This is a genomic window from Kitasatospora sp. NPDC001309 (assembly GCF_042896295.1).
Taxonomy (GTDB): Bacteria; Actinomycetota; Actinomycetes; order Streptomycetales; family Streptomycetaceae; genus Kitasatospora.
Map to the genome: position 1 here is coordinate 238008 of NZ_JBIAXC010000002.1, position 19181 is coordinate 257188.

Genomic DNA, 19181 nt, shown 5'->3' on the forward strand with positions numbered 1-19181 from the left:
CGCACCGCTGCACGGGAAGTCGGCCCGGCCGACTTCCCGTGCAGCGGGTGAAACCGGGCCGGGCCCGCCGTCAGTCGATGCGCACGCTGGCACCGAACTCCTGCGTCGTGTGGCCCCCGGGAGGAACGACCGCGATGACCCTTCCGGTGCAGTTCGCGCCGTCGTACACGCGGGCGGGCCCGTCGGTCCTGTTCTCCAGGATCAGCGGAACGATCGGCGCGTTGTAGCAGCCGCTCGGGTTCTTGATGACCTCGCCGGGGGCGAAGACGAGCTCGCCGCGGGCGGCGAAGGCGGTGTCGGGCAGGGTGAGGGCCATGACCCCTGCGGTGGCGAGGGCGCCGAACACGGTCGCGAGACGTCGCACGATGACTCCTGGGGAGTGGGTGATCGGGGCCGGGACGCCCCAGGCCCAAACTCCCCACCCGCCGGAGCACCCGCAATCCCCGCGCGTCGCCCGAGTGACTCGCCTGCGTAGGCCGGCACCGGAAGTCGGCCCGGCCGACTTCCCCTGCGGCGGGGGTGGGTAGGGTGACGGGATCGGGTGATCCGGCGGGGGCCAAGTGGACTGCCGTGCAAGGATCCTGGCGCCCCGCCCGTTGAGGAAGGGGCTTGCTGCCATGTCGGATTCCACCAGGGCCGGTCCAATGGAGCTGCTGGCCCGGTACCGGCGGGCGATGCTCGACCTGGATGCGGACGCGCTGGCCGGGCTGTACGCCGAGGACGGGGTGCACGAGTTCCCGTTCCTGTTCCCGGGGATGCCCGCGCGCTACCGGGGGCGGGAGGAGGTCCGGGCCGGGTACCGGGCCGCGTGGGGTGCGAGCGAGGCCCGGCCGCGGGAGGTCCGGGAGGTGGCCGTCCATCCGGGGGCGGACCCCGAGGTGCTCACCGTGGAGCAGCTGGTGATCGGCACGGTCGCCTCCACCGGCGCGGAGTTCGCCCTGCCGGGGCTGCTGGTGCTGCGCGCCCGGGGCGGGCTGCTGGTGCACGTCCGGGACTACATGGACGGCCTCGGCGTCGCCCACGCGATGGGACGCCTCGGTGCGGTCGCCGCCCGGTTGGAAGCCGGGAGCTAGATGCCGAAGTGGGTGGCGATGCCGTCGAGGACGCAGTCGAGGCCGGTCTCGAAGTGCCAGGCGGGGTCGTCCTTGCGGGTGGCCCGCTGGAGGTACTGCTGGTAGGCGGGGTAGCGGCCGGTGCCCATCAGGTAGGTCATCCGGGGGGCCAGGCCGGCGCGGGTCTCGTCGCCGTCGGACCAGTTGTGGTCGCGGCGCAGGGCGGCCAGGGCGACCTCGGAGGCGACCGAGCCGTGGACGTAGCCGGCCACCGTGCGGAAGATCGCCATGGTGGTGTCGGCGTCCAGGCCGTGCTCGGCGAGGGCGGCGAAGGACCGCTCGGGGACGGCGAGCTGGTGGGGGGTGAGGGAGAACGGGGTGGCCGCCCGGACCATCCAGGGGTGGGCCAGGTTCATCGCGCGCAGGTGGACGGCGAGTGAGCGCATGGCCGCGCGCCAGCCGTCGGCGGGGGCGTCCAGGGGGAGTTGGCCGTAGACGAAGTCGGCCATCAGCTCGATGAGTTCGTCCTTGCCGGAGACGTACCGGTAGGCGGCCATCGGGGCCACGCCGAGCGCGGTGGCGAGCCGGCGCATGGTGACGGCGTCCAGGCCCTCGGCGTCGGCGATGGCGACCGCGGCCTCGGCGATCCGGTGCGGGGTCAGGGTGGTGCGCGGTGCGGCGGCCGGGCGGTCGAGCCGCTCCCAGAGGGAGAGCTGCGGCTTGTCCTGGTCGTCGTCCCCGCTGGGGGCCTGCTGAGCGGGCATGGGGGGCGGGCTCCTTCCGGTGGGAGGGGCCACCGTATCACTCGCGTGTACACCGTATCCGTCCAGTAGACGCCGTACGCATCAGTGTGTACGTTGTATCCATCACTGATACGGCGTACACATCATCTTGGAGGGGGACCCCCATGTCCACGGAGCAGAACCTCAAGGTCGCGGTCGTGCTCGGCAGCACCCGCGACGGCCGCTTCGGCCCGGTCGTCGCCGACTGGCTGCTCGGCCACCTCGACGCCCGCGGCGGCATGACCGCCGACCTGATCGACCTGGCGGCCACTCCGCTGCCCACCGTGATGCCGTCCTGGGGTGCGGAACTGCCGGAGCAGGAACGTGAGCTGCTCGCCGCGGTGTCGCCCCGGCTGGCGGCCGCCGACGCCTTCGTGTTCGTCACGCCGGAGTACAACCACAGCTTCCCCGCGCCGTTGAAGAACGCCATCGACTGGCACAACCAGCAGTGGCACGGCAAGCCGATCGGCTTCGTCTCGTACGGCGGACTCTCCGGCGGCCTCCGGGCGGTCGAGCAACTGCGCGTGGTGATGGCCGAGTTGAACTCCGTCACGATCCGCAACACGGTCAGCTTCCACGGCGCCGCCCAGGCCTTCGACGCCGACGGGAAGCCGAAGGACCCGGCCGCCGATGCCGCCGCCAAGACCCTGCTCGACCAACTGGACTGGTGGGCGCAGGCGTTGCGGGATGCCCGGCAGGCCCGGCCGTTCACCGCCTGAACCGGACGGGACAGGGGGAACCGCCATGACCACGGAACCGACCGACGACCGCCCCAAGCCGCCGCTGCTCGGCGTGCTCGGGCTGATGCTCGGCATCTTCCTCTCGGCCCTCGACGGGCAGATCATCGGCACCGCGCTGCCCACCATCGTCGGCGACCTCGGCGGACTGGAGCACCTCTCCTGGGCGGTCACCGCCTACCTGCTCACCTCCGCCGCCGCCACCCCGCTGTGGGGCCGGCTCGGCGACCTGTACGGGCGCAAGGGCGCCTACCAGTGGGCGGTGGCGGTCTTCCTGCTCGGCTCGGCACTGTCCGGACTCGCCCAGGACATGGGCGAGTTGATCGCCTTCCGGGCGCTCCAGGGGGTCGGCGCGGGCGGGCTGATGGTCGGCGCGCTCTCGGTGATCGGGGTGCTGGTGCCCGCCACCGACCGGGGCCGGGTGCAGTCGGTGATCGGGGTGCTGATGCCGATCGCCTTCGTCGGCGGGCCGCTGCTCGGCGGCTTCCTCACCGACCGGCTCAGCTGGCGCTGGGCCTTCTACGTCAACCTGCCGGTCGGCCTGTTCGCCCTGGCCGCGGTCGCCCTCGCGGTCCGGCTGCCGAAGGCCGAACGGGTCCGCGTCCCCTTCGACTGGGCCGGGGTCGCCCTGCTGACCACCGGCATCCTCGGACTCACCCTGGTCAGCAGCTGGGGCGGGACGACGTACGCCTGGACCTCGCCGCTGATCCTCGGCACCGGCGTGGTCGCGGTGGTCGCACTGGCCGCCTTCGTGCCGGTCGAACTGCGCGCCCCGGGGCCGCTGATCCCGCCCGCGCTGTTCCGCAGCCGCAACTTCTCGGTGGCCCAGGTGCTGGGCTTCCTGGCCGGTGCGGTGATGCTCGCCCTGATCGGCTACCTGCCGCAGTACCTGCAGTTCGTCCAGGGCGCGACACCGACCACCGGCGGGCTGCTCCTGCTGCCGCTGATGCTCGGCATGATGGGCACCCAGCTGGTCACCGCCCGGCTGATGGGCCGGCCCGGCGGCGAACGGCGCTACCCGGTGCTGGGCGGGGCGCTGACCCTGGCCGGGTCCGTGCTGCTGCTGTTCCTGGGGACGGACACGCCGGTGGCGGTGGCCTCCGGGCTCACGGCGGTCGCCGGGATCGGCATCGGGCTGCTGATGCAGAGCACCATGCTGACCTCGATGGGCGCGGTGCCGCGCCAGGACATGGGCGCGGCGATGGGCGTGGTGACCCTGCTGCGCAGCTTCGGCGGCTCGCTCGGCATGGCCGCCCTCGGCGCGGTCTACACGGCGCGGCTGACCGCCGGCCTGGAGGCGCGGCTGAGCCCGGCCGACGCCGCCCACCTGACCGGCGGCGGGGGGCTCACCCCGGCCACGCTGGCGGGCCTGCCCCCGGCCGTCCGGGACGCCGTCGGCACGGCGGTCACCAGCGGGCTGCACGGCGCGGTGGCCGGCGGCCTCGGCCTGGCGGCGGTGGCGACGGCGGTCGCCCTCCTGGCCCGGCCGAACCCGAACCCGGCCGCAAAGCCGACCCCGGCTGCCAACCCGGCCCCGTCGTCGAGCCCCGAGCCGAGCCCGAGCCCGGCGGTGCGGGCGGCCACGCCGTAGCCCTGCCGCCCGCCGGGGGCGGTAGGGGCCCGAGAAAGCGCGAGCGGCCCCCGGGTGGATCGGATCCGCCCGGGGGCCGCTCGTCAGCGGGCCGCGATCAGCACTCGATGACGTTCACGGCGAGGCCGCCGCGCGAGGTCTCCTTGTATTTGATCTTCATGTCCGCCCCGGTCTCCTTCATCGTCTTGATCGCCTTGTCCAGCGAGACGTGGTGGCGCCCGTCGCCGCGCAGCGCCATCCGGGCCGCGGTGACGGCCTTGACCGAGGCCATGCCGTTGCGCTCGATGCAGGGGATCTGGACCAGGCCGCCGACCGGGTCGCAGGTGAGGCCGAGGTTGTGCTCGATGCCGATCTCGGCGGCGTTCTCGACCTGCTCGGGGCTGCCGCCGAGGACCTCGGCGAGGCCGCCCGCGGCCATCGAGCAGGCGGAGCCGACCTCGCCCTGGCAGCCGACCTCGGCGCCGGAGATGGAGGCGTTCTCCTTGAAGAGCATGCCGATGGCGCCGGCCGCGAGCAGGAAGCGGACGATGCCGTCCTCGTCCGCGCCCGGGATGAAGTTCAGGTAGTAGTGCAGGACGGCCGGGATGATGCCCGCCGCGCCGTTGGTCGGGGCGGTGACCACCCGACGGCCGGAGGCGTTCTCCTCGTTGACCGCCATCGCGTAGAGGGTCACCCACTCCATCGCGTTGGCCGGACCGATGCCCTCGGCGCGCAGCGCCCGGGCGCCCGAGGCGGCCCGGCGGCGGACCTTCAGCCCGCCCGGCAGGATGCCCTCGCGGCTCATGCCGGCCCGCACGCACTCCTGCATCACGGACCAGATCTCCAGCAGCCCGGTGCGGATCTCCTCCTCGCTGCGCCAGGCCTTCTCGTTCTCCAGCATCAGGCCGGAGATCGACAGCCCGGTCTCCCGGCTGAGCCGGAGCAGTTCGTCACCGGTGCGGAAGGGGTACTTGAGCGCGGTGTCGTCGGGCTTGAACCGGTCCGCGCCGAGCGCGTCCTCGTCCACGACGAAGCCGCCGCCGACCGAGTAGTAGGTCTTCTCCAGCAGCGTCGAGCCGTCCGCCGCGAACGCCCACAGGGTCATCCCGTTGGCGTGGTACGGCAGCGAGCGGCGCCGGTGCAGGATCACCTGGCTGTCGGGGTCGAAGTCGATGGGGCGCTCGCCGAGCAGGTTGATCCGCTTCTCGGCGGCGATCCGCTCGACGTCCTTGTCCGCCTGGTCGACGTCGACGGTGCGGGGCGAGTTGTTCTCCAGGCCCAGCAGGACGGCCTTCAGAGTGCCGTGGCCGTGGCCGGTGGCGCCCAGCGAGCCGTACAGCTCGGAGCGTACGGCGGTCACCTGCTCCAGCAGGCCTTCGGAGCGCAGGCGGCGGGCGAACATCCGGGCGGCGCGCATCGGGCCGACGGTGTGGGAGCTCGACGGGCCGATGCCGATGGAGAAGAGGTCGAAGACACTGAGGGCCACGGGGGACGTCCTTGTCTGGTCTCGTGGAGGGACTGGGCGGTGCACGGAACGGGGCACCGCGCGCACTTCCAGTGTGCGCGGTGCCCCGGAGTGACAGGTGTCCGGCCGGAGTGAGGCCGGTCACCCGCGGCCGAACTAGAGGTTCGGGTAGAGCGGGTACTTCTCGGCCAGGGCGGTGACCCGGGCCTTGAGCGCGGCGGCGACGGTCTCGTCGAAGGCGGGCTTGAGCGCCTCGGCGATGACGTCGGCGACCTCGCGGAAGTCCTCGGCCCGGAAGCCGCGGGTGGCCAGGGCCGGGGTGCCGATCCGCAGGCCCGAGGTGACCATCGGCGGGCGCGGGTCGTTCGGGACGGCGTTGCGGTTCACCGTGATGCCGACCTCGTGCAGCCGGTCCTCGGCCTGCTGGCCGTCGAGCTGGCTGTTGCGCAGGTCGACCAGGACCAGGTGGACGTCGGTGCCGCCGGACAGCACCGAGGCGCCGGCCTCGGCGACGTCGGCCTGGAGCAGGCGCTCGGCGAGGATCTTGGCGCCCTCCAGGGTGCGCTCCTGGCGCTCCTTGAAGTCCTCCGAGGCGGCGACCTTGAAGGCGACGGCCTTGCCCGCGATCACGTGCTCCAGCGGACCGCCCTGCTGGCCCGGGAAGACCGCCGAGTTGATCTTCTTGGCCCACTCGGCCTTGGACAGGATGACGCCGCCGCGCGGGCCGCCCAGGGTCTTGTGGGTCGTGGTGGTGACCACGTCCGCGTACGGCACCGGGTTCGGGTGCAGGCCCGCGGCCACCAGGCCGGCGAAGTGCGCCATGTCCACCATGAGCAGCGCGCCGACCTCGTCGGCGACCCGGCGGAACGCGGCGAAGTCCAGCTGGCGCGGGTAGGCGGACCAGCCGGCGATGATCAGCTTCGGCTGGTGCTCCTTGGCCAGGCGCTCGACCTCGGCCATGTCGACCTGGCCGGTCTTCTCGTCGACGTGGTAGGCGGCCACGTTGTAGAGCTTGCCGGAGAAGTTGATCTTCATGCCGTGGGTCAGGTGACCGCCGTGGGCCAGGCTCAGGCCCAGGATGGTGTCGCCCGGCTGGATCAGCGCGAACATCGCGGCGGCGTTGGCCTGCGCGCCCGAGTGCGGCTGGACGTTGGCGTGCTCGGCGCCGAACAGGGCCTTCACCCGGTCGATCGCGATCTGCTCGACCACGTCGACGTGCTCGCAACCGCCGTAGTACCGGCGGCCGGGGTAACCCTCGGCGTACTTGTTGGTGAGCACCGAACCCTGGGCCTCCATGACCGCCACCGGGGCGAAGTTCTCGGAGGCGATCATCTCCAGCGTGGTCTGCTGGCGGTGCAGCTCGGCGTCGACCGCGGCGGCGATCTCCGGGTCGAGGGCGTGCAGGGACTGGTTGAGAACCGTCATGGTGTGGTCTTCCCGGGGAGGAGAGCGGAGGGACGGTGGGAGAGCGGGACGGACCGCCGTGCTGCGGCCCGTCCCGGCGGGGCTCAGCCCTCGGCGTGGGTGAGCGCGTCGTACTCGGCGGCGCTGAGCAGCGTGTCGGTGGCCTCCACGCGGACCTTGAACAGCCAGCCGCCCTCGAACGGGGCGCTGTTGACCAGGCTGTTGTCGTCCAGGACGTCCTGGTTGACCTCGGTGACCTCGCCGGTCACCGGGGAGTACAGGTCGCTGACCGACTTGGTCGACTCCAGCTCGCCACAGGTCTCGCCGGCGGTCACCGTGTCGCCGACCTCGGGGAGCTGCACGTAGACGATGTCACCGAGCGCGTCGGCGGCGTGCTTGGTGATGCCGACCGTCGAGACACCGTCCTCGGCGGCGGTCAGCCACTCGTGCTCCTTGGTGTACTGCAGGTGCTGGGGGTTGCTCATGGCGTCATTCTCCAGGATGGGAAGCGGGTACGACGCAGCGGGCCGCCGCACGGACGGCTCCGACGTGCGCCGATGGGAAAACGAGGGGCGGCGACGGCCTCAGCGGGCGCGCTTGTAGAACGGCAGCGCCACGACCTGGACCGGCTCGTGCTTGCCGCGGACGTCCACCGCGACGGTGGAGCCGGGGGCGGCGTGGGCCGCGTCCACGTAGGCCATCGCGATCGGCTTGCCCAGCGTGGGGGACGGCGCACCCGAGGTGATCCGGCCGATCGGGGCGCCCTCGGTGGAGACCACCGTGTACTCCGCGCGCGGGACCCGCTTGCCCTCGGACACCAGGCCGACCAGCACCTTCGGGGGGTTGGTCTCGGCCGCGGCGGCGGCCTGCTCCAGCGCCCTGCGGCCGACGAACGCGCCCTCGTTGGTGGTCTTGTCGAAGCGCACGACCCGGCCCAGGCCGGCGTCGAACGGGGTCAGGTCGGTGGACAGCTCGTGCCCGTACAGCGGCATGCCCGCCTCCAGGCGCAGCGTGTCGCGGCAGGACAGGCCGCACGGGACCAGGCCGCGGCCCTCGCCGGCGGCGGTCAGCGCCCGCCAGACCGGCTCGGCGTCGGCCGGGGCGCAGAAGATCTCGAAGCCGTCCTCGCCGGTGTAGCCGGTGCGGGCCAGCAGCACCTCCCGGCCGGCCACGGTGGCCGGGAGGATCGCGTAGTACTTGAGGCCGGGCAGGTCGGCGTCGGTGGTCTCGGCCAGGATCGCGGTGGCCTCCGGGCCCTGGACGGCGATCAGCGCGTAGGTGTCGCGGTCGTCGGTGACGACGGCGTCGAAGCCCTTGGCCCGGGCGATCAGCTCGTCCAGCACCAGCTGGGCGTTGGAGGCGTTGGCGACGACCAGGAAGGCGTCCTCGCGCAGCCGGTAGACGATCAGGTCGTCCAGGATGCCGCCGTCCTCGGCGCAGATCATGGTGTAGCGGGCGCGCAGCTCGCCGAGCGCGGAGACGAAGCCGACCAGCGCGTGGTCCAGCATCTCGCCGGCCTGCGGGCCGGTGACGGTGATCTCGCCCATGTGCGAGAGGTCGAACAGACCGGCCTTGGTGCGGACCGCGAGGTGCTCCTCGCGCTCACTGCCGTAACGCAGCGGCATGTCCCAGCCGGCGAAGTCGGTCATGGTCGCGCCGAGGGCGCGGTGCAGCGCGTCGAGCGCGGTCAGGCGGAGGGACGACATGGCCAGGAACTCCTCGGTCGGGGCACTCAGGGGTGCGCGCGCCGGACCGGACCCGCTCGGGGACCGACCCCGCGCGCGGGCATGCGGCGGCGTGGGTCTCCCCATCTGTCGTCGAACCTGAGAGCTTCACCGCCCACCTGCCCGCAGCCGGCACCAGCGTCGGCTGGTTCCAGCATCGGGGACAGGACGGCGGCTTGCACCGTGGGTGGGCGCGCGACCGGGTCGTGCGCCGCTTTCCAGATGTGCCTAACCCGCGCGGTAGGGGGGCCTGAGAGATTCCGGGGAGGACTTGCTCCTTCGGCGCCGGCTGTGCCCCCCGAGGGGCATTCCGGGCTCTCCCGCGCGGGTTCGAGCGGCCGGTGTGGAGTTGTGGGGGCCCGCGGCGCATGCCGTCGGACGCGCACATCATGGCACGTCCTCGCGGAGGAGGGGAGAGGGGACCCGGTCACACCGCGGTCGGGCGGACCCGGGCCCTAAAATCATCGCGTCGGTGCAGCAGTGGGCGGCCGACCCGGCCCTGGGCCGGATCGGCGGCGCATGGAGTACCCGGTGGAGCAGCAGCAGGGGTGGGGCGGGCCGCAGGCGGCGCCGTCGGGCGGCGCGTGGCCCGCGAACGAGCTGGAGCAGGTGCTGACGGCCGCGCTGGGCGACCCGGGGGCGACCCCGCGGGTGATCGAGGTGCTGGCCCGCAGCCAGGTGTGGATCCCGCTGCCGGCCGGGGGCGACCCGGCCGGGCAGTCGCTGGACCTGCCGACCGTCGAGCTGGCCGGGGCCCCGTTCGTACCGGTGTTCTCCTCGCAGGAGGTGTTCCTGCAGCAGGCGCCGGGGATGGCCTTCGCCGTCGCGCCGGCCTGGGAGTTCGCCCGCGGGCTGCCGCTGGGCGTGGGCATCGCGGTCAACCCGGAGGCGGCGGTGGGCATCCCGGTGCCCCCGCAGGGCGTGGCGGAGCTGCGCCGCGGCCCCCGGGAGGACCGCTGGGAGCAGCAGCCGGAGGGGCCGACCGGCGGCCGGGTGGCCCTGCGCGAGCCGGTGCCGGGCGAGGACCCGGAGCACTTCCTGGCCGCCTGCCGGGCCGAACTGTCGGCCCTGCCGGGGGTGTTGACCGCGCGCCGGGCGCTGGCCAGCATCGAGGGCGAGCCGACCGTGATGTTCGTGGGCGTGCAGCTCGATCCGGCGGCCCCGGCCGACCCGGGGGCGGTGAACGAGGCGCTCGGCCGAGCCCTGGGAACCGCACCGCTGCCGGGTGGCGTCCACCTCGTGCTGCTCGACCTCGCCGACGACCCGGTGGTCGAGTGGCTGTCGACCCGGGTCATGCCCTTCTACTCGCGGGTGTGAGCGGGGATCCTTCACAGGCACGTCGCCGTGGCGGCGGCCGGTGCCGCGCCATAGGGTGCGTGCAGGCGGCTGACGGGCCGGCGGGTTCAGGAAAGAGGCGCGGCGAGGTGGGCGCATGAGTGCGGGAACGGGAGCGGGCGGGGCGCCGGGGCCCTGGGGCCAGGCACCGGCCGGGCGCCCGGGCGCGGACCCGGGCGGGTTGGAGCAGGCTCTGCGCGAGGTCGCGCCGGAGCGCTTCGACGCGTACGAGCGGCTGCTGCACGCGCTGGCCGACGGCCAGGTCTGGATGCTGCTCTGGCACGGCACGCCGGGCAGCCCGGACGCGCAGTACGGGAACATGGAGATCAGCGGCCACGGCTACGCGCCGGCCGTCACCTCGCCCGAGCAGCTGACGGCCTCCGGCTGGGCGCGGGCCCACGAGGTCATCTCGGGGCGGGAGATCGCCGCCTCGCTGTACCGCACCCGCTGGGGCCTGTGGCTGAACCCGCACGCGCCGGGCGGCGGGGTCGGCGTGCCCTGGGCGGACCTGCGGCGGGTCGCCGCGGGCCTGGACCGGCTGCCGGCCGGTCCGTTGAAGCTGAGCGAGCCGCAGGTCGACGCGCAGCAGTTCTTCGCGCTGCTGGAGCGGCAGGCCGGTGAGGTGCGCGCGGTGCGGGCGCTGCGCCGGGCCTGGGTGCAGCCGGCGGTGGGGGAGCCGTACCTGGCGATCGGCCTGGACCTGTACGAGAGTTCGCCGCCGGCCGTGGAGGCGGTGCGGGCGCTGATGCAGCGCGCGATCGCGGTGGCCCCGGAGGGGCTCGCGGTGTCCACGGTGGCGATGGCGGACGAGTTCGACCCGGTGGCGCTGTGGATGCGCGCCAACGCGCGGCCGTTCTTCGACCGGGAGGCCGGGCGTCCGCAGACCGGCCCGTACCCGCCGGTGCCGCAGCCGTACCCGGGCCAGTCGATGCCCGGCCGGCCGGTACCCGGGCAGTCGATGCCGGGCTACGCGTACGGCACCCAGCCGCCCGCGCCGGGCTGGGGGCAGCCGGCCCAGCCGCAGTGGCCCGGCTACCCCGGGCGCTGATCACCAAACCCGGTAACCACAATCTGTCACCCGAAGCCGACTTGATTCACCATCAGGTCGGCTTCGGTGCTTTCCGGACGAATTTCCCCACTCTCCGCAGAGGCAGCTTGACATGGCAGTTACACCCATGTGAAGAGGTATATGCCGAAGATCGGAGGCGTGCATGCAGGCAGATCACAGTTGGGCATCTGTCGGTTGTCAGGGCTGGCGCAAGCCAGTTCGGATGACAGAGAGTTCTGCGCAACGCATCGCGCGTACTGGAAACCCCACGAAGGTGAACGCGCACGCCGACCGCTCGATCCACGCGACGCCCATCCCGCGTGGAGGCATTGCCCGTGCACGACGCACTGCCGCGACCACCTGCTCCTAGCACCTCCGCACGTCCGCAGCCGTACCGCCGAAGCCGGCGCCCGGCACCCGTGGGCCGGCCACCGTCGGCGAGGGGACCAACTGACCATGACCGCACCCATCACTACCGCCGGGAACGAACCCGAGGCGCCCGCCTCCCCGAGCCCGGCCAAGACGATCGAGGGCCGCTCCCTCGGTCGGATCGCCTGGACCCGCTTCAAGCGGGACAAGGCCGCCGTCGCCGGCGGCGTCGTGGTGATCCTGCTGATCCTCCTGGCCGTCCTGTCCGGCCCGATCGAGGCCCTGTTCGGGCTCGACCCCGACCAGCCGAACCCGGACCTGCTGGACGCCAACCTCGGCGGACTCCCGCTCGGGGACTGGGGCGGGATGAGCGGGGACCACCTGCTCGGCATCGACCCGTTGCAGGGCCGTGACCTGCTCTCCCGCGTGGTCGACGGCTCCTGGGTCTCCCTGCTGGTCGCCTTCGGCGCGACCGTGCTCTCCAACACCATCGGCACCGTGCTCGGAGTGATGGCCGGCTACTACGGCGGCTGGGTGGACACCCTGATCAGCCGACTGATGGACGTCTTCCTGGCGTTCCCGCTGCTGCTGTTCGCCATCGCGATCTCCGCCTCGCTCCAGGGCGGCGCGTTCGGCCTGCACGGCCTGCCGCTGCACATCCTGGTGCTGATCTTCGTGATCGGCTTCTTCAACTGGCCCTACATGGGCCGGATCGTGCGCGGACAGACCCTCTCGCTGCGCGAGCGGGAGTTCGTCCACGCGGCCCGCAGCCTCGGTGCGCGCGGCCCGTTCATCCTGTTCAAGGAACTGCTGCCCAACCTGGTCGGCCCGATCCTGGTCTACTCGACCCTGCTGATCCCGACCAACATCCTCTTCGAGGCCGGGCTGAGCTTCCTCGGCGTCGGCATCCAGCCCCCGCAGGCCTCCTGGGGCGGCATGCTGGCGGACGCGAAGAACTACTACCAGGTCGACCCCCAGTACATGGTGGTCCCCGGTGTCGCGATCTTCATCACCGTGCTCGCGTTCAACCTGCTCGGCGACGGGCTGCGTGACGCCCTCGATCCCAAGAGCAACTGACCCTGCGTCAATGCGCAGGCGCCAGGCCCTCCCTCCTCCACATCCTCAAGGGGTTGATCCCACCCATGCGTAGGTCCCGTACCGTCGCGTTGACCGCCGTGGCCGCTGCCGCGGTCCTGGTCGTCACCGGCTGCTCGTCCAGCCCGAAGAGCGCCAGCGGAAGCTCCAACTCGGCCGACTCCAACGGTGGCGGCGCCGACGCGGCCACCAAGCAGATCGTCAACGCCTCGGACAAGAAGGGCGGGACGGTCACCTACGAGATGAAGGGCACCCCGGACTCCCTCGACCCGGGCAACACCTACTACGCCTACATCTACAACTTCTCGCGCCTGTACGGGCGCCCGCTGACCACCTTCAACCCGGCCGCCGGCGCGGACGGCAACAAGCTGGTCCCGGACCTCGCCGAGTCGCTGGGCCAGCCCAGCGCGGACGGCCTGACCTGGACGTACAAGCTGCGCGCCGGCCTCAAGTACGACGACGGCACCCCGATCAGCTCCAAGGACGTCAAGTACGCCGTGGAGCGCTCGAACTTCGCGCCCGAGGTGAACTCCAACGGCCCGACGTACTTCCACGACCTGCTGGTCGACAACCCCACGCCGTACCAGGGTCCGTACAAGGACAAGACCGGCGACCTCAAGTCGATCGAGACGCCGGACGACACCACGATCGTCTTCCACCTGCAGCACCCCTTCGCGGACTTCGACTACCTGGTCAGCGCCCCGCAGACGGTGCCGGTCCCGCAGGCCAAGGACACCGGTGCCGACTACGTGAAGCACGTCGTCTCCTCGGGCACCTACAAGTTCCAGTCCTACGAGGACGGCAAGCAGGCCGTCCTGGTCCCGAACACCAACTGGGACAAGAGCACCGACCCGATCCGCAAGCAGCTCGCGGACAAGATCGTGCTCAAGATGAACATCGACCAGGCCACCATCGACAAGGACCTGCTGGCCGGCAACGCCCAGGTCGACCTGGTCGGCGGCGGCGTCGACCCGCAGACCCAGGCGCAGATCCTGCGCGACCCGAAGCTCAAGGCGAAGACCGACAACGCCTACGGCGGCCGCCTGGTCTACATGGCGATCAACACCAAGGTCGCGCCGTTCGACAACATCGAGTGCCGCAAGGCCGTCCAGTTCGCGGTCGACAAGGTCGCGGTGCAGACCGCGCTCGGCGGCCCGATCCGCGGCCAGGTGGCCAACACCGTGCTCCCGCCGGACATCCCGGGCCACCAGGACTTCAACCTGTTCGAGACCAAGGACAACAAGGGCGACCAGGCCAAGGCCAAGGACGCCCTGAAGGCCTGCGGCAAGGACGGCGGCTTCACCACCGTGCTGTCCGCCCGCACCGAGCGCGCGACCGAGGTCGCCGCGGCCACCGCGATCCAGGCGCAGCTCAAGAACATCGGCATCAACGCCGAGATCCAGCAGTTCCCGCAGGGCAAGTACCTGACCGACTCGGCCGGTGCGCCGCAGTACACCCAGGACCACAACATCGGTCTGATGATGATGCAGTGGGGCGCCGACTGGCCGACCGGCTACGGCTTCCTGCAGCAGATCGTCGACGGCCGCGCGATCAAGGCCTCCGGCAACAGCAACCTGGCCCAGCTGAACGACCCGGCCGTCAACAAGATGCTGGACGACGCCGCGGTCAACCCGGACCGGGCCGCCCGCGAGAAGATCTACGGCGACATCGACAAGAAGGTCATGGAGAACGCGGTGTACGTCCCGCTGACGGACTTCAAGGTCTTCCTGTACCGCCCGGACAGCGCCACCAACCTGGCGTCCACCCCGGCCTTCTCGGGTGAGTACGACTACCTGAACATCGGCACCACCAAGTAAAGAGCCTGGCTCCGCATCCCTGAAGGCAGGTGAAGGCAGCGGCGCCCGCCGCCGTCCGGAAGACCCCGGACGGCGGCGGGCCGCCGGAGCCGCCCAACTGTGTTTGCCTACATCATCCGCAGGATCCTCGCGGCCGCGGCGCTGCTGGTCGTCGTCAGCGCGGTCACCTTCGCGATCTTCTTCCTGCTCCCGCGCATCGCCGGCGAGACCACCGACCAGCTGGCCGCGCAGTACATCGGGAAGAACCCCTCGCCCGAGGCGATCCAGGCGGTCAAGCAGAACCTCGGCTTCGACCAGCCGCTGTACACCCAGTACTGGAACTTCCTCAAGGCGCTGGTCACCGGCGCCGAGTACAAGTTCGGCCCGGAACCGGCCACCTGCCACGTGCCCTGCTTCGGCTACTCCTTCAAGAACCACCTGGAGGTCTGGCCGGAGATGACCAGCCGGATCCCGGTCACCATCTCGCTCGCCATCGGCGCGGCGGTGCTCTGGCTGGTCTCCGGCGTCACCACCGGCGTGATCTCCGCCCTCAAGCCGCGCTCGATCTTCGACCGGCTCTCCATGGGCATCGCCCTGGCCGGCGTCTCGCTCCCGGTCTTCTTCACCGGCGCCCTGCTGCTGACCGTGTTCAGCTACGAGTGGCCGATCCTGGACAACCTGGAGTACGTCGACTTCTCCGCCGACCCGCTGATGTGGGCCCGCAACCTGATCCTCCCGTGGGTCTCGCTGGCCTTCCTCTACTCCGCGCTCTACGCCCGGCTCACCCGCGCCGGAATGCTGGAGACGATGAGCGAGGACTACATCCGCACCGCCCGGGCCAAGGGCCTGGCCGAGCGCAAGGTGGTGGTCAAGCACGGCCTGCGCTCCGCGCTCACCCCGATCGTCACCATCTTCGGCATGGACCTCGGTCTGCTGCTCGGCGGTGCGCTGATCACCGAGCAGGTCTTCTCGCTCAAGGGCATCGGCCAGTTCGCCGTCCAGGCGATCTCCGACAACGACCTGCCCAAGATCCTCGGCGTCACCCTGCTGGCCGCCTTCTTCATCGTCGCCTGCAACCTCGTGGTCGACCTCCTGTACGCCCTCGTCGACCCCCGCGTGAGGCTCTCGTGACCGACCTCCAGAAGAACCCGGCGGACGCCGCGTCCAACTCTCCGGGCGACCCCTTCCTGTCCGTGCGCGACCTGCGGATCCACTTCGACACCGACGACGGCCTGGTCCGCTCGGTGGACGGGGTCAGCTTCGACCTGCACAAGGGCCGCACCCTCGGCATCGTCGGCGAGTCCGGCTCCGGGAAGTCCGTCACCTCGCTCGGCATCATGGGCCTGCACCGCTCCAAGCGGGCCCGGATCAGCGGCGAGATCCGGCTGGACGGCGAGGACCTGATCGCGGCCGGGCCCGACCGGGTGCGCCAACTGCGCGGCCGGGAACTGGCGATGATCTTCCAGGACCCGCTGACCGCGATGCACCCCTACTACACGGTGGGGCAGCAGATCGTCGAGGCCTACCGGGTGCACCACCCCCAGGCCTCCAAGCGGCAGGCCAGGACCCGCGCGATCGAGATGCTCGACCGGGTCGGCATCCCGCAGCCGGACCGCCGGGTGGACGACTACCCGCACCAGTTCTCCGGCGGCATGCGCCAGCGCGCCATGATCGCCATGGCCCTGGTCAACGACCCCTCGCTGCTGATCGCCGACGAGCCCACCACCGCCCTGGACGTCACCGTCCAGGCGCAGATCCTGGACCTCATCCGGGACCTCCAGCAGGAGTTCGGCTCCGCCGTCATCATCATCACCCACGACCTCGGGGTGGTCGCCGAGCTCGCCGACGACATCCTGGTCATGTACGGCGGCAAGTGCATCGAGCGCGGGCCCGCCGAGACCCTCTTCGACGCGCCCGAACACCCCTACACCTGGGGCCTGCTGGGCTCGATGCCGCGACTGGACCGGGAACTGCAGGACCGGCTGGTGCCGGTCCGGGGCACCCCGCCCAGCCTGATCAACGTGCCGTCCGGCTGCGCCTTCCACCCGCGCTGCCCGTACGCCGACCTGACCGGCGGGCGCTCCACGGGCGAGGTCCCGGTGCTGACCGAGGCCGCGCCCGGGCACTTCGCGGCCTGCCACCTGGCGGCCGACGAGCGGCACCGCATCTTCGCCGAAGAGATCGCGCCCCGGCTGTGAGCCCGGCCCCGTACCACCATTCTGGAGAGAACCGATGACGGACACTCAGGGGGCCACCATCCCTGCACCGGCGCCCGCCCCCGAGCGCGAGCCGCTGTTGAAGGTCACCGGCCTGACCCGGCACTTCCCGATCCGCGGCGGACTGCTGCGGCGCCAGACCGGCGCGGTGCGGGCCGTCGACGGCATCGACTTCACCGTCAACGCCGGCGAGACGCTGGGCGTCGTCGGCGAGTCCGGCTGCGGCAAGTCGACGATGGGGCGGCTGGTCACCCGGCTCGACGAACCCACCGGCGGGACGGTCGAGTTCGAGGGCACCGACATCACCCACCTGGGCACCGGGGCGATGCGGCCGCTGCGCCGCGACATCCAGATGATCTTCCAGGACCCGTACTCCTCGCTGAACCCGCGGCACACCGTCGGCACCATCGTCAGCGCGCCGTTCAAGCTGCAGGGGGTCCACCCCGAGGGCGGCGTCAAGAAGGCCGTCCAGGACCTGCTGGAGCTGTGCGGGCTCAGCCCCGAGCACTACAACCGCTACCCGCACGAGTTCTCCGGCGGCCAGCGCCAGCGCATCGGCATCGCCCGGGCGCTCGCGCTCAAGCCGAAGATGATCATCGCGGACGAGCCGGTCTCGGCGCTGGACGTGTCGATCCAGGCGCAGGTGGTCAACCTGCTCGACGACCTCCAGCAGGAGCTCGGCCTGACCTACCTGATCATCGCGCACGACCTCTCGGTGGTCCGGCACGTCTCCGACCGGGTGGCGGTGATGTACCTCGGCAAGATCGTCGAGATCGCCGACCGCGACTCGCTCTACCGCAGCCCGATGCACCCGTACACCACCGCCCTGATGTCGGCCGTCCCGGTGCCGGACCCGCGCCGGCGCCAGCAGGGCGGGCGCGAGCGGATCCTGCTCAAGGGCGACGTGCCCTCGCCGATCAACCCGCCCAGCGGCTGCCGGTTCCGCACCCGCTGCTGGAAGGCACAGGACGTGTGCGCGAGCCAGGAACCGCCGCTGACGGCACTGCGGACCGGCCACCAGGTGGCGTGCCACTTCCCCGAGGGGACCGAGGGGAACGATTAGGCACAGCCCCGAGGGGACCGAGGGGAACGCGTAGGCACTTCCCCGAGGGGACCGAGGGGAACGGTTAGGCACAGCCCGGAGAACCGGGCCGACCGACGATGCGAGCGGAGGGGAAGGTTCCGCGCAGGTCATAGTTGTTCCCGTGACCTCGCAGATCTTCCCCTCCGACGTGCAGCAATCGTTGGACCTCGTCGGCATCTTCGTCTTCGCCCTCTCCGGGGCGCTGCTCGCCGTCCGCAAGAACATGGACATCTTCGGGATCTGCGTGTTGGCGGAGGTCACGGCCCTCGGTGGCGGGGTGATGCGCGACCTGGTGATCGGCGCCACCCCGGTGGCGGCGTTCACCAACCTCGGCTACTTCGTCACCCCGCTGGCCGCCGGCCTCGTGGTGTTCTTCCTGCACCCCGAGGTCGAGCGGATCAACCGCTCCGTGCAGACCCTGGACGCCCTCGGCCTCGGCCTGTTCTGCGTCACCGGCACCGCCAAGGCGCACGACTACGGGCTCGGCGCCGTCGCCTCCATCGCGCTCGGCATGGTGACCGCGGCCGGCGGCGGGGTGATCCGCGACGTGCTGGCCGGGGAGATCCCCTCGCTGCTGCGCTGGGACCGCGAGATCTACGCCGTCCCGGCCCTGGTCGGCGCCGCCCTGGTGGCCGTGCTGATCGGGGCCGACCGGCTCACCGGCGCCACCGGCACCGCCGCCGCGCTCACCGCCTTCGTCCTGCGGATGCTCGCCCTGAAGTACGGCTGGCGTGCCCCGCGGGCCTGGCACCGCAACGGTTCTCGCACCAGCGAGGAGTAGGCGAGCCGCCGCAGGCCAGCGAGATCGCCTCGGCCGTGCAGAGCAGCTCCGGCAGCATCCGGGCCAGCTCGGCCGGCGGCACCTGGCCGGCCGGGGCGCTCAGCGCGCAGGCCGCGACCGTCCGCCCGCCGCTGCCCGCCACCGGCGCGGCCACGCAGGTCACCGGCTCCCGGTGCTCGGCCGACTCTGCCGCCCAGCCCCGGCGGCGCACCGCCGCCAGCTCGGCCGGCAGCTCCTCCTCACGGACGCCGTCCTCCGGCAGCCCGGCGAGCAGCACCCGCCCGACGGCCGTCCCGGTCACCGGGGCGCGGCGCCCGATCCGCGGCGGCCGGGCGGCCGAGGGCGCGGCCACCTCGTCCAGGTAGAGCACCTCGCCGTCGTGCAGCACGGCCAGCTGGACGGTGTAGCCGCAGCGCGCGTTCAGCGCGGCCAGGTACGGCGCGGCGACCTGCCGGACGTCGAAGTCCTCCAGCGCCCGGTGCGCCAGCGACAGCACCCGGCCGCCGACCCGGTAGCGCAGGTCGGGCTGGCGCCGGACGAACCCGTGCTCCTCCAGGGTGCGCAGCAGCCGCAGCGCGGTGGACTTGTGCACCCCGAGGCTGCTCGCGGCCTGCTCCAGCGAGAGCGGCCCGTCGCCGAGCGAACCGAGCAGGGTCAGCGCGCGGTCGACCGACTGCGACATGGCGCCCCCTGGAACGCTGGAACCCGATGGAGAAGTGGCCG

The 19181-nt window shown here is 72.0% G+C and carries 18 protein-coding genes and 1 riboswitch; of the genes, 11 read left to right on the plus strand and 7 right to left on the minus strand.

Features of this window, described 5'->3' with window-relative positions; genetic code table 11:
* Positions 1-70: 70 nt before the first annotated feature.
* Entirely contained in the window at positions 71-364 is a 294-nt protein-coding gene (locus tag ACFY2K_RS03265; RefSeq protein ID WP_387709375.1) for a hypothetical protein, read from the minus strand.
* A 253-nt stretch (positions 365-617) separates the two neighbouring features.
* Between ACFY2K_RS03265 and ACFY2K_RS03270 the strand changes: the two genes are divergently transcribed.
* Positions 618-1073, plus strand: coding sequence for a nuclear transport factor 2 family protein (locus ACFY2K_RS03270; protein ID WP_387709377.1), 456 nt, complete (start codon positions 618-620; stop codon positions 1071-1073).
* On the opposite strand, the gene ACFY2K_RS03275 is transcribed toward ACFY2K_RS03270, so the two are convergent.
* Complete coding sequence (locus tag ACFY2K_RS03275) at positions 1070-1816, minus strand: TetR/AcrR family transcriptional regulator (protein WP_387709379.1); 747 nt, start codon at positions 1814-1816, stop codon at positions 1070-1072. The genes ACFY2K_RS03270 and ACFY2K_RS03275 overlap by 4 nt on opposite strands.
* Positions 1817-1959: 143 nt before the next feature.
* Between ACFY2K_RS03275 and ACFY2K_RS03280 the strand changes: the two genes are divergently transcribed.
* The gene (locus tag ACFY2K_RS03280; RefSeq protein ID WP_375891524.1) at positions 1960-2553 is read left to right on the plus strand and encodes an NADPH-dependent FMN reductase; all 594 of its coding nucleotides are present in this window, start codon (positions 1960-1962) and stop codon (positions 2551-2553) included.
* A 25-nt stretch (positions 2554-2578) separates the two neighbouring features.
* Entirely contained in the window at positions 2579-4162 is a 1584-nt protein-coding gene (locus ACFY2K_RS03285) for an MDR family MFS transporter (RefSeq protein WP_387709381.1), read from the plus strand.
* 97 nt (positions 4163-4259) lie between these two features.
* On the opposite strand, the gene ACFY2K_RS03290 is transcribed toward ACFY2K_RS03285, so the two are convergent.
* The 4 genes from ACFY2K_RS03290 to gcvT all read right to left on the minus strand — a co-directional run bounded on the left by ACFY2K_RS03290 (position 4260) and on the right by gcvT (position 8716).
* Positions 4260-5627 (minus strand): L-serine ammonia-lyase, encoded by a 1368-nt coding sequence (locus tag ACFY2K_RS03290; protein WP_387709383.1) that lies wholly within the window; start codon positions 5625-5627, stop codon positions 4260-4262.
* Between the two features lie 135 nt (positions 5628-5762).
* A complete protein-coding gene (glyA, locus tag ACFY2K_RS03295) occupies positions 5763-7031 on the minus strand; it encodes a serine hydroxymethyltransferase (RefSeq protein WP_375891527.1) in 1269 nt (422 codons plus the stop codon).
* Between the two features lie 83 nt (positions 7032-7114).
* The gene (gene gcvH, locus ACFY2K_RS03300; RefSeq protein ID WP_375891528.1) at positions 7115-7495 is read right to left on the minus strand and encodes a glycine cleavage system protein GcvH; all 381 of its coding nucleotides are present in this window, start codon (positions 7493-7495) and stop codon (positions 7115-7117) included.
* A gap of 99 nt (positions 7496-7594) precedes the next feature.
* Entirely contained in the window at positions 7595-8716 is a 1122-nt protein-coding gene (gene gcvT / locus ACFY2K_RS03305; protein WP_375891529.1) for a glycine cleavage system aminomethyltransferase GcvT, read from the minus strand.
* 246 nt (positions 8717-8962) lie between these two features.
* A riboswitch (glycine riboswitch) is annotated at positions 8963-9067 on the minus strand.
* A 186-nt stretch (positions 9068-9253) separates the two neighbouring features.
* Here gcvT and ACFY2K_RS03310 point away from each other — a divergent pair.
* The 8 genes from ACFY2K_RS03310 (at position 9254) to ACFY2K_RS03345 (ending at position 18458) form a co-directional block, all read left to right on the plus strand.
* Complete coding sequence (locus ACFY2K_RS03310) at positions 9254-10051, plus strand: enhanced serine sensitivity protein SseB C-terminal domain-containing protein (RefSeq protein ID WP_387709385.1); 798 nt, start codon at positions 9254-9256, stop codon at positions 10049-10051.
* A 115-nt stretch (positions 10052-10166) separates the two neighbouring features.
* Positions 10167-11117, plus strand: coding sequence for an enhanced serine sensitivity protein SseB C-terminal domain-containing protein (locus tag ACFY2K_RS03315; RefSeq protein ID WP_380586871.1), 951 nt, complete (start codon positions 10167-10169; stop codon positions 11115-11117).
* A 456-nt stretch (positions 11118-11573) separates the two neighbouring features.
* Complete coding sequence (locus tag ACFY2K_RS03320; protein ID WP_375891532.1) at positions 11574-12563, plus strand: ABC transporter permease; 990 nt, start codon at positions 11574-11576, stop codon at positions 12561-12563.
* A gap of 65 nt (positions 12564-12628) precedes the next feature.
* Entirely contained in the window at positions 12629-14398 is a 1770-nt protein-coding gene (locus ACFY2K_RS03325) for an ABC transporter substrate-binding protein (RefSeq protein WP_375891533.1), read from the plus strand.
* A 99-nt stretch (positions 14399-14497) separates the two neighbouring features.
* A complete protein-coding gene (locus ACFY2K_RS03330; RefSeq protein ID WP_375891534.1) occupies positions 14498-15508 on the plus strand; it encodes an ABC transporter permease in 1011 nt (336 codons plus the stop codon).
* The gene (locus tag ACFY2K_RS03335; RefSeq protein WP_375891535.1) at positions 15505-16575 is read left to right on the plus strand and encodes an ABC transporter ATP-binding protein; all 1071 of its coding nucleotides are present in this window, start codon (positions 15505-15507) and stop codon (positions 16573-16575) included. Before ACFY2K_RS03330 ends, ACFY2K_RS03335 begins: the two co-directional genes overlap by 4 nt.
* A 34-nt stretch (positions 16576-16609) precedes the next feature.
* Complete coding sequence (locus ACFY2K_RS03340) at positions 16610-17656, plus strand: ABC transporter ATP-binding protein (protein ID WP_375891536.1); 1047 nt, start codon at positions 16610-16612, stop codon at positions 17654-17656.
* A gap of 142 nt (positions 17657-17798) precedes the next feature.
* Positions 17799-18458: a trimeric intracellular cation channel family protein gene (locus ACFY2K_RS03345; protein WP_380396874.1), complete on the plus strand. Its 660-nt coding sequence runs from the start codon at positions 17799-17801 to the stop codon at positions 18456-18458.
* Here the strand turns inward: ACFY2K_RS03345 and ACFY2K_RS03350 are convergent.
* On the minus strand, positions 18364-19140 hold the full coding sequence (locus ACFY2K_RS03350; protein ID WP_375891539.1) for an IclR family transcriptional regulator: 777 nt from the start codon (positions 19138-19140) through the stop codon (positions 18364-18366). The two genes, ACFY2K_RS03345 and ACFY2K_RS03350, sit on opposite strands and share 95 nt — an antisense overlap.
* Between the last annotated feature and the right edge of the window lie 41 nt (positions 19141-19181).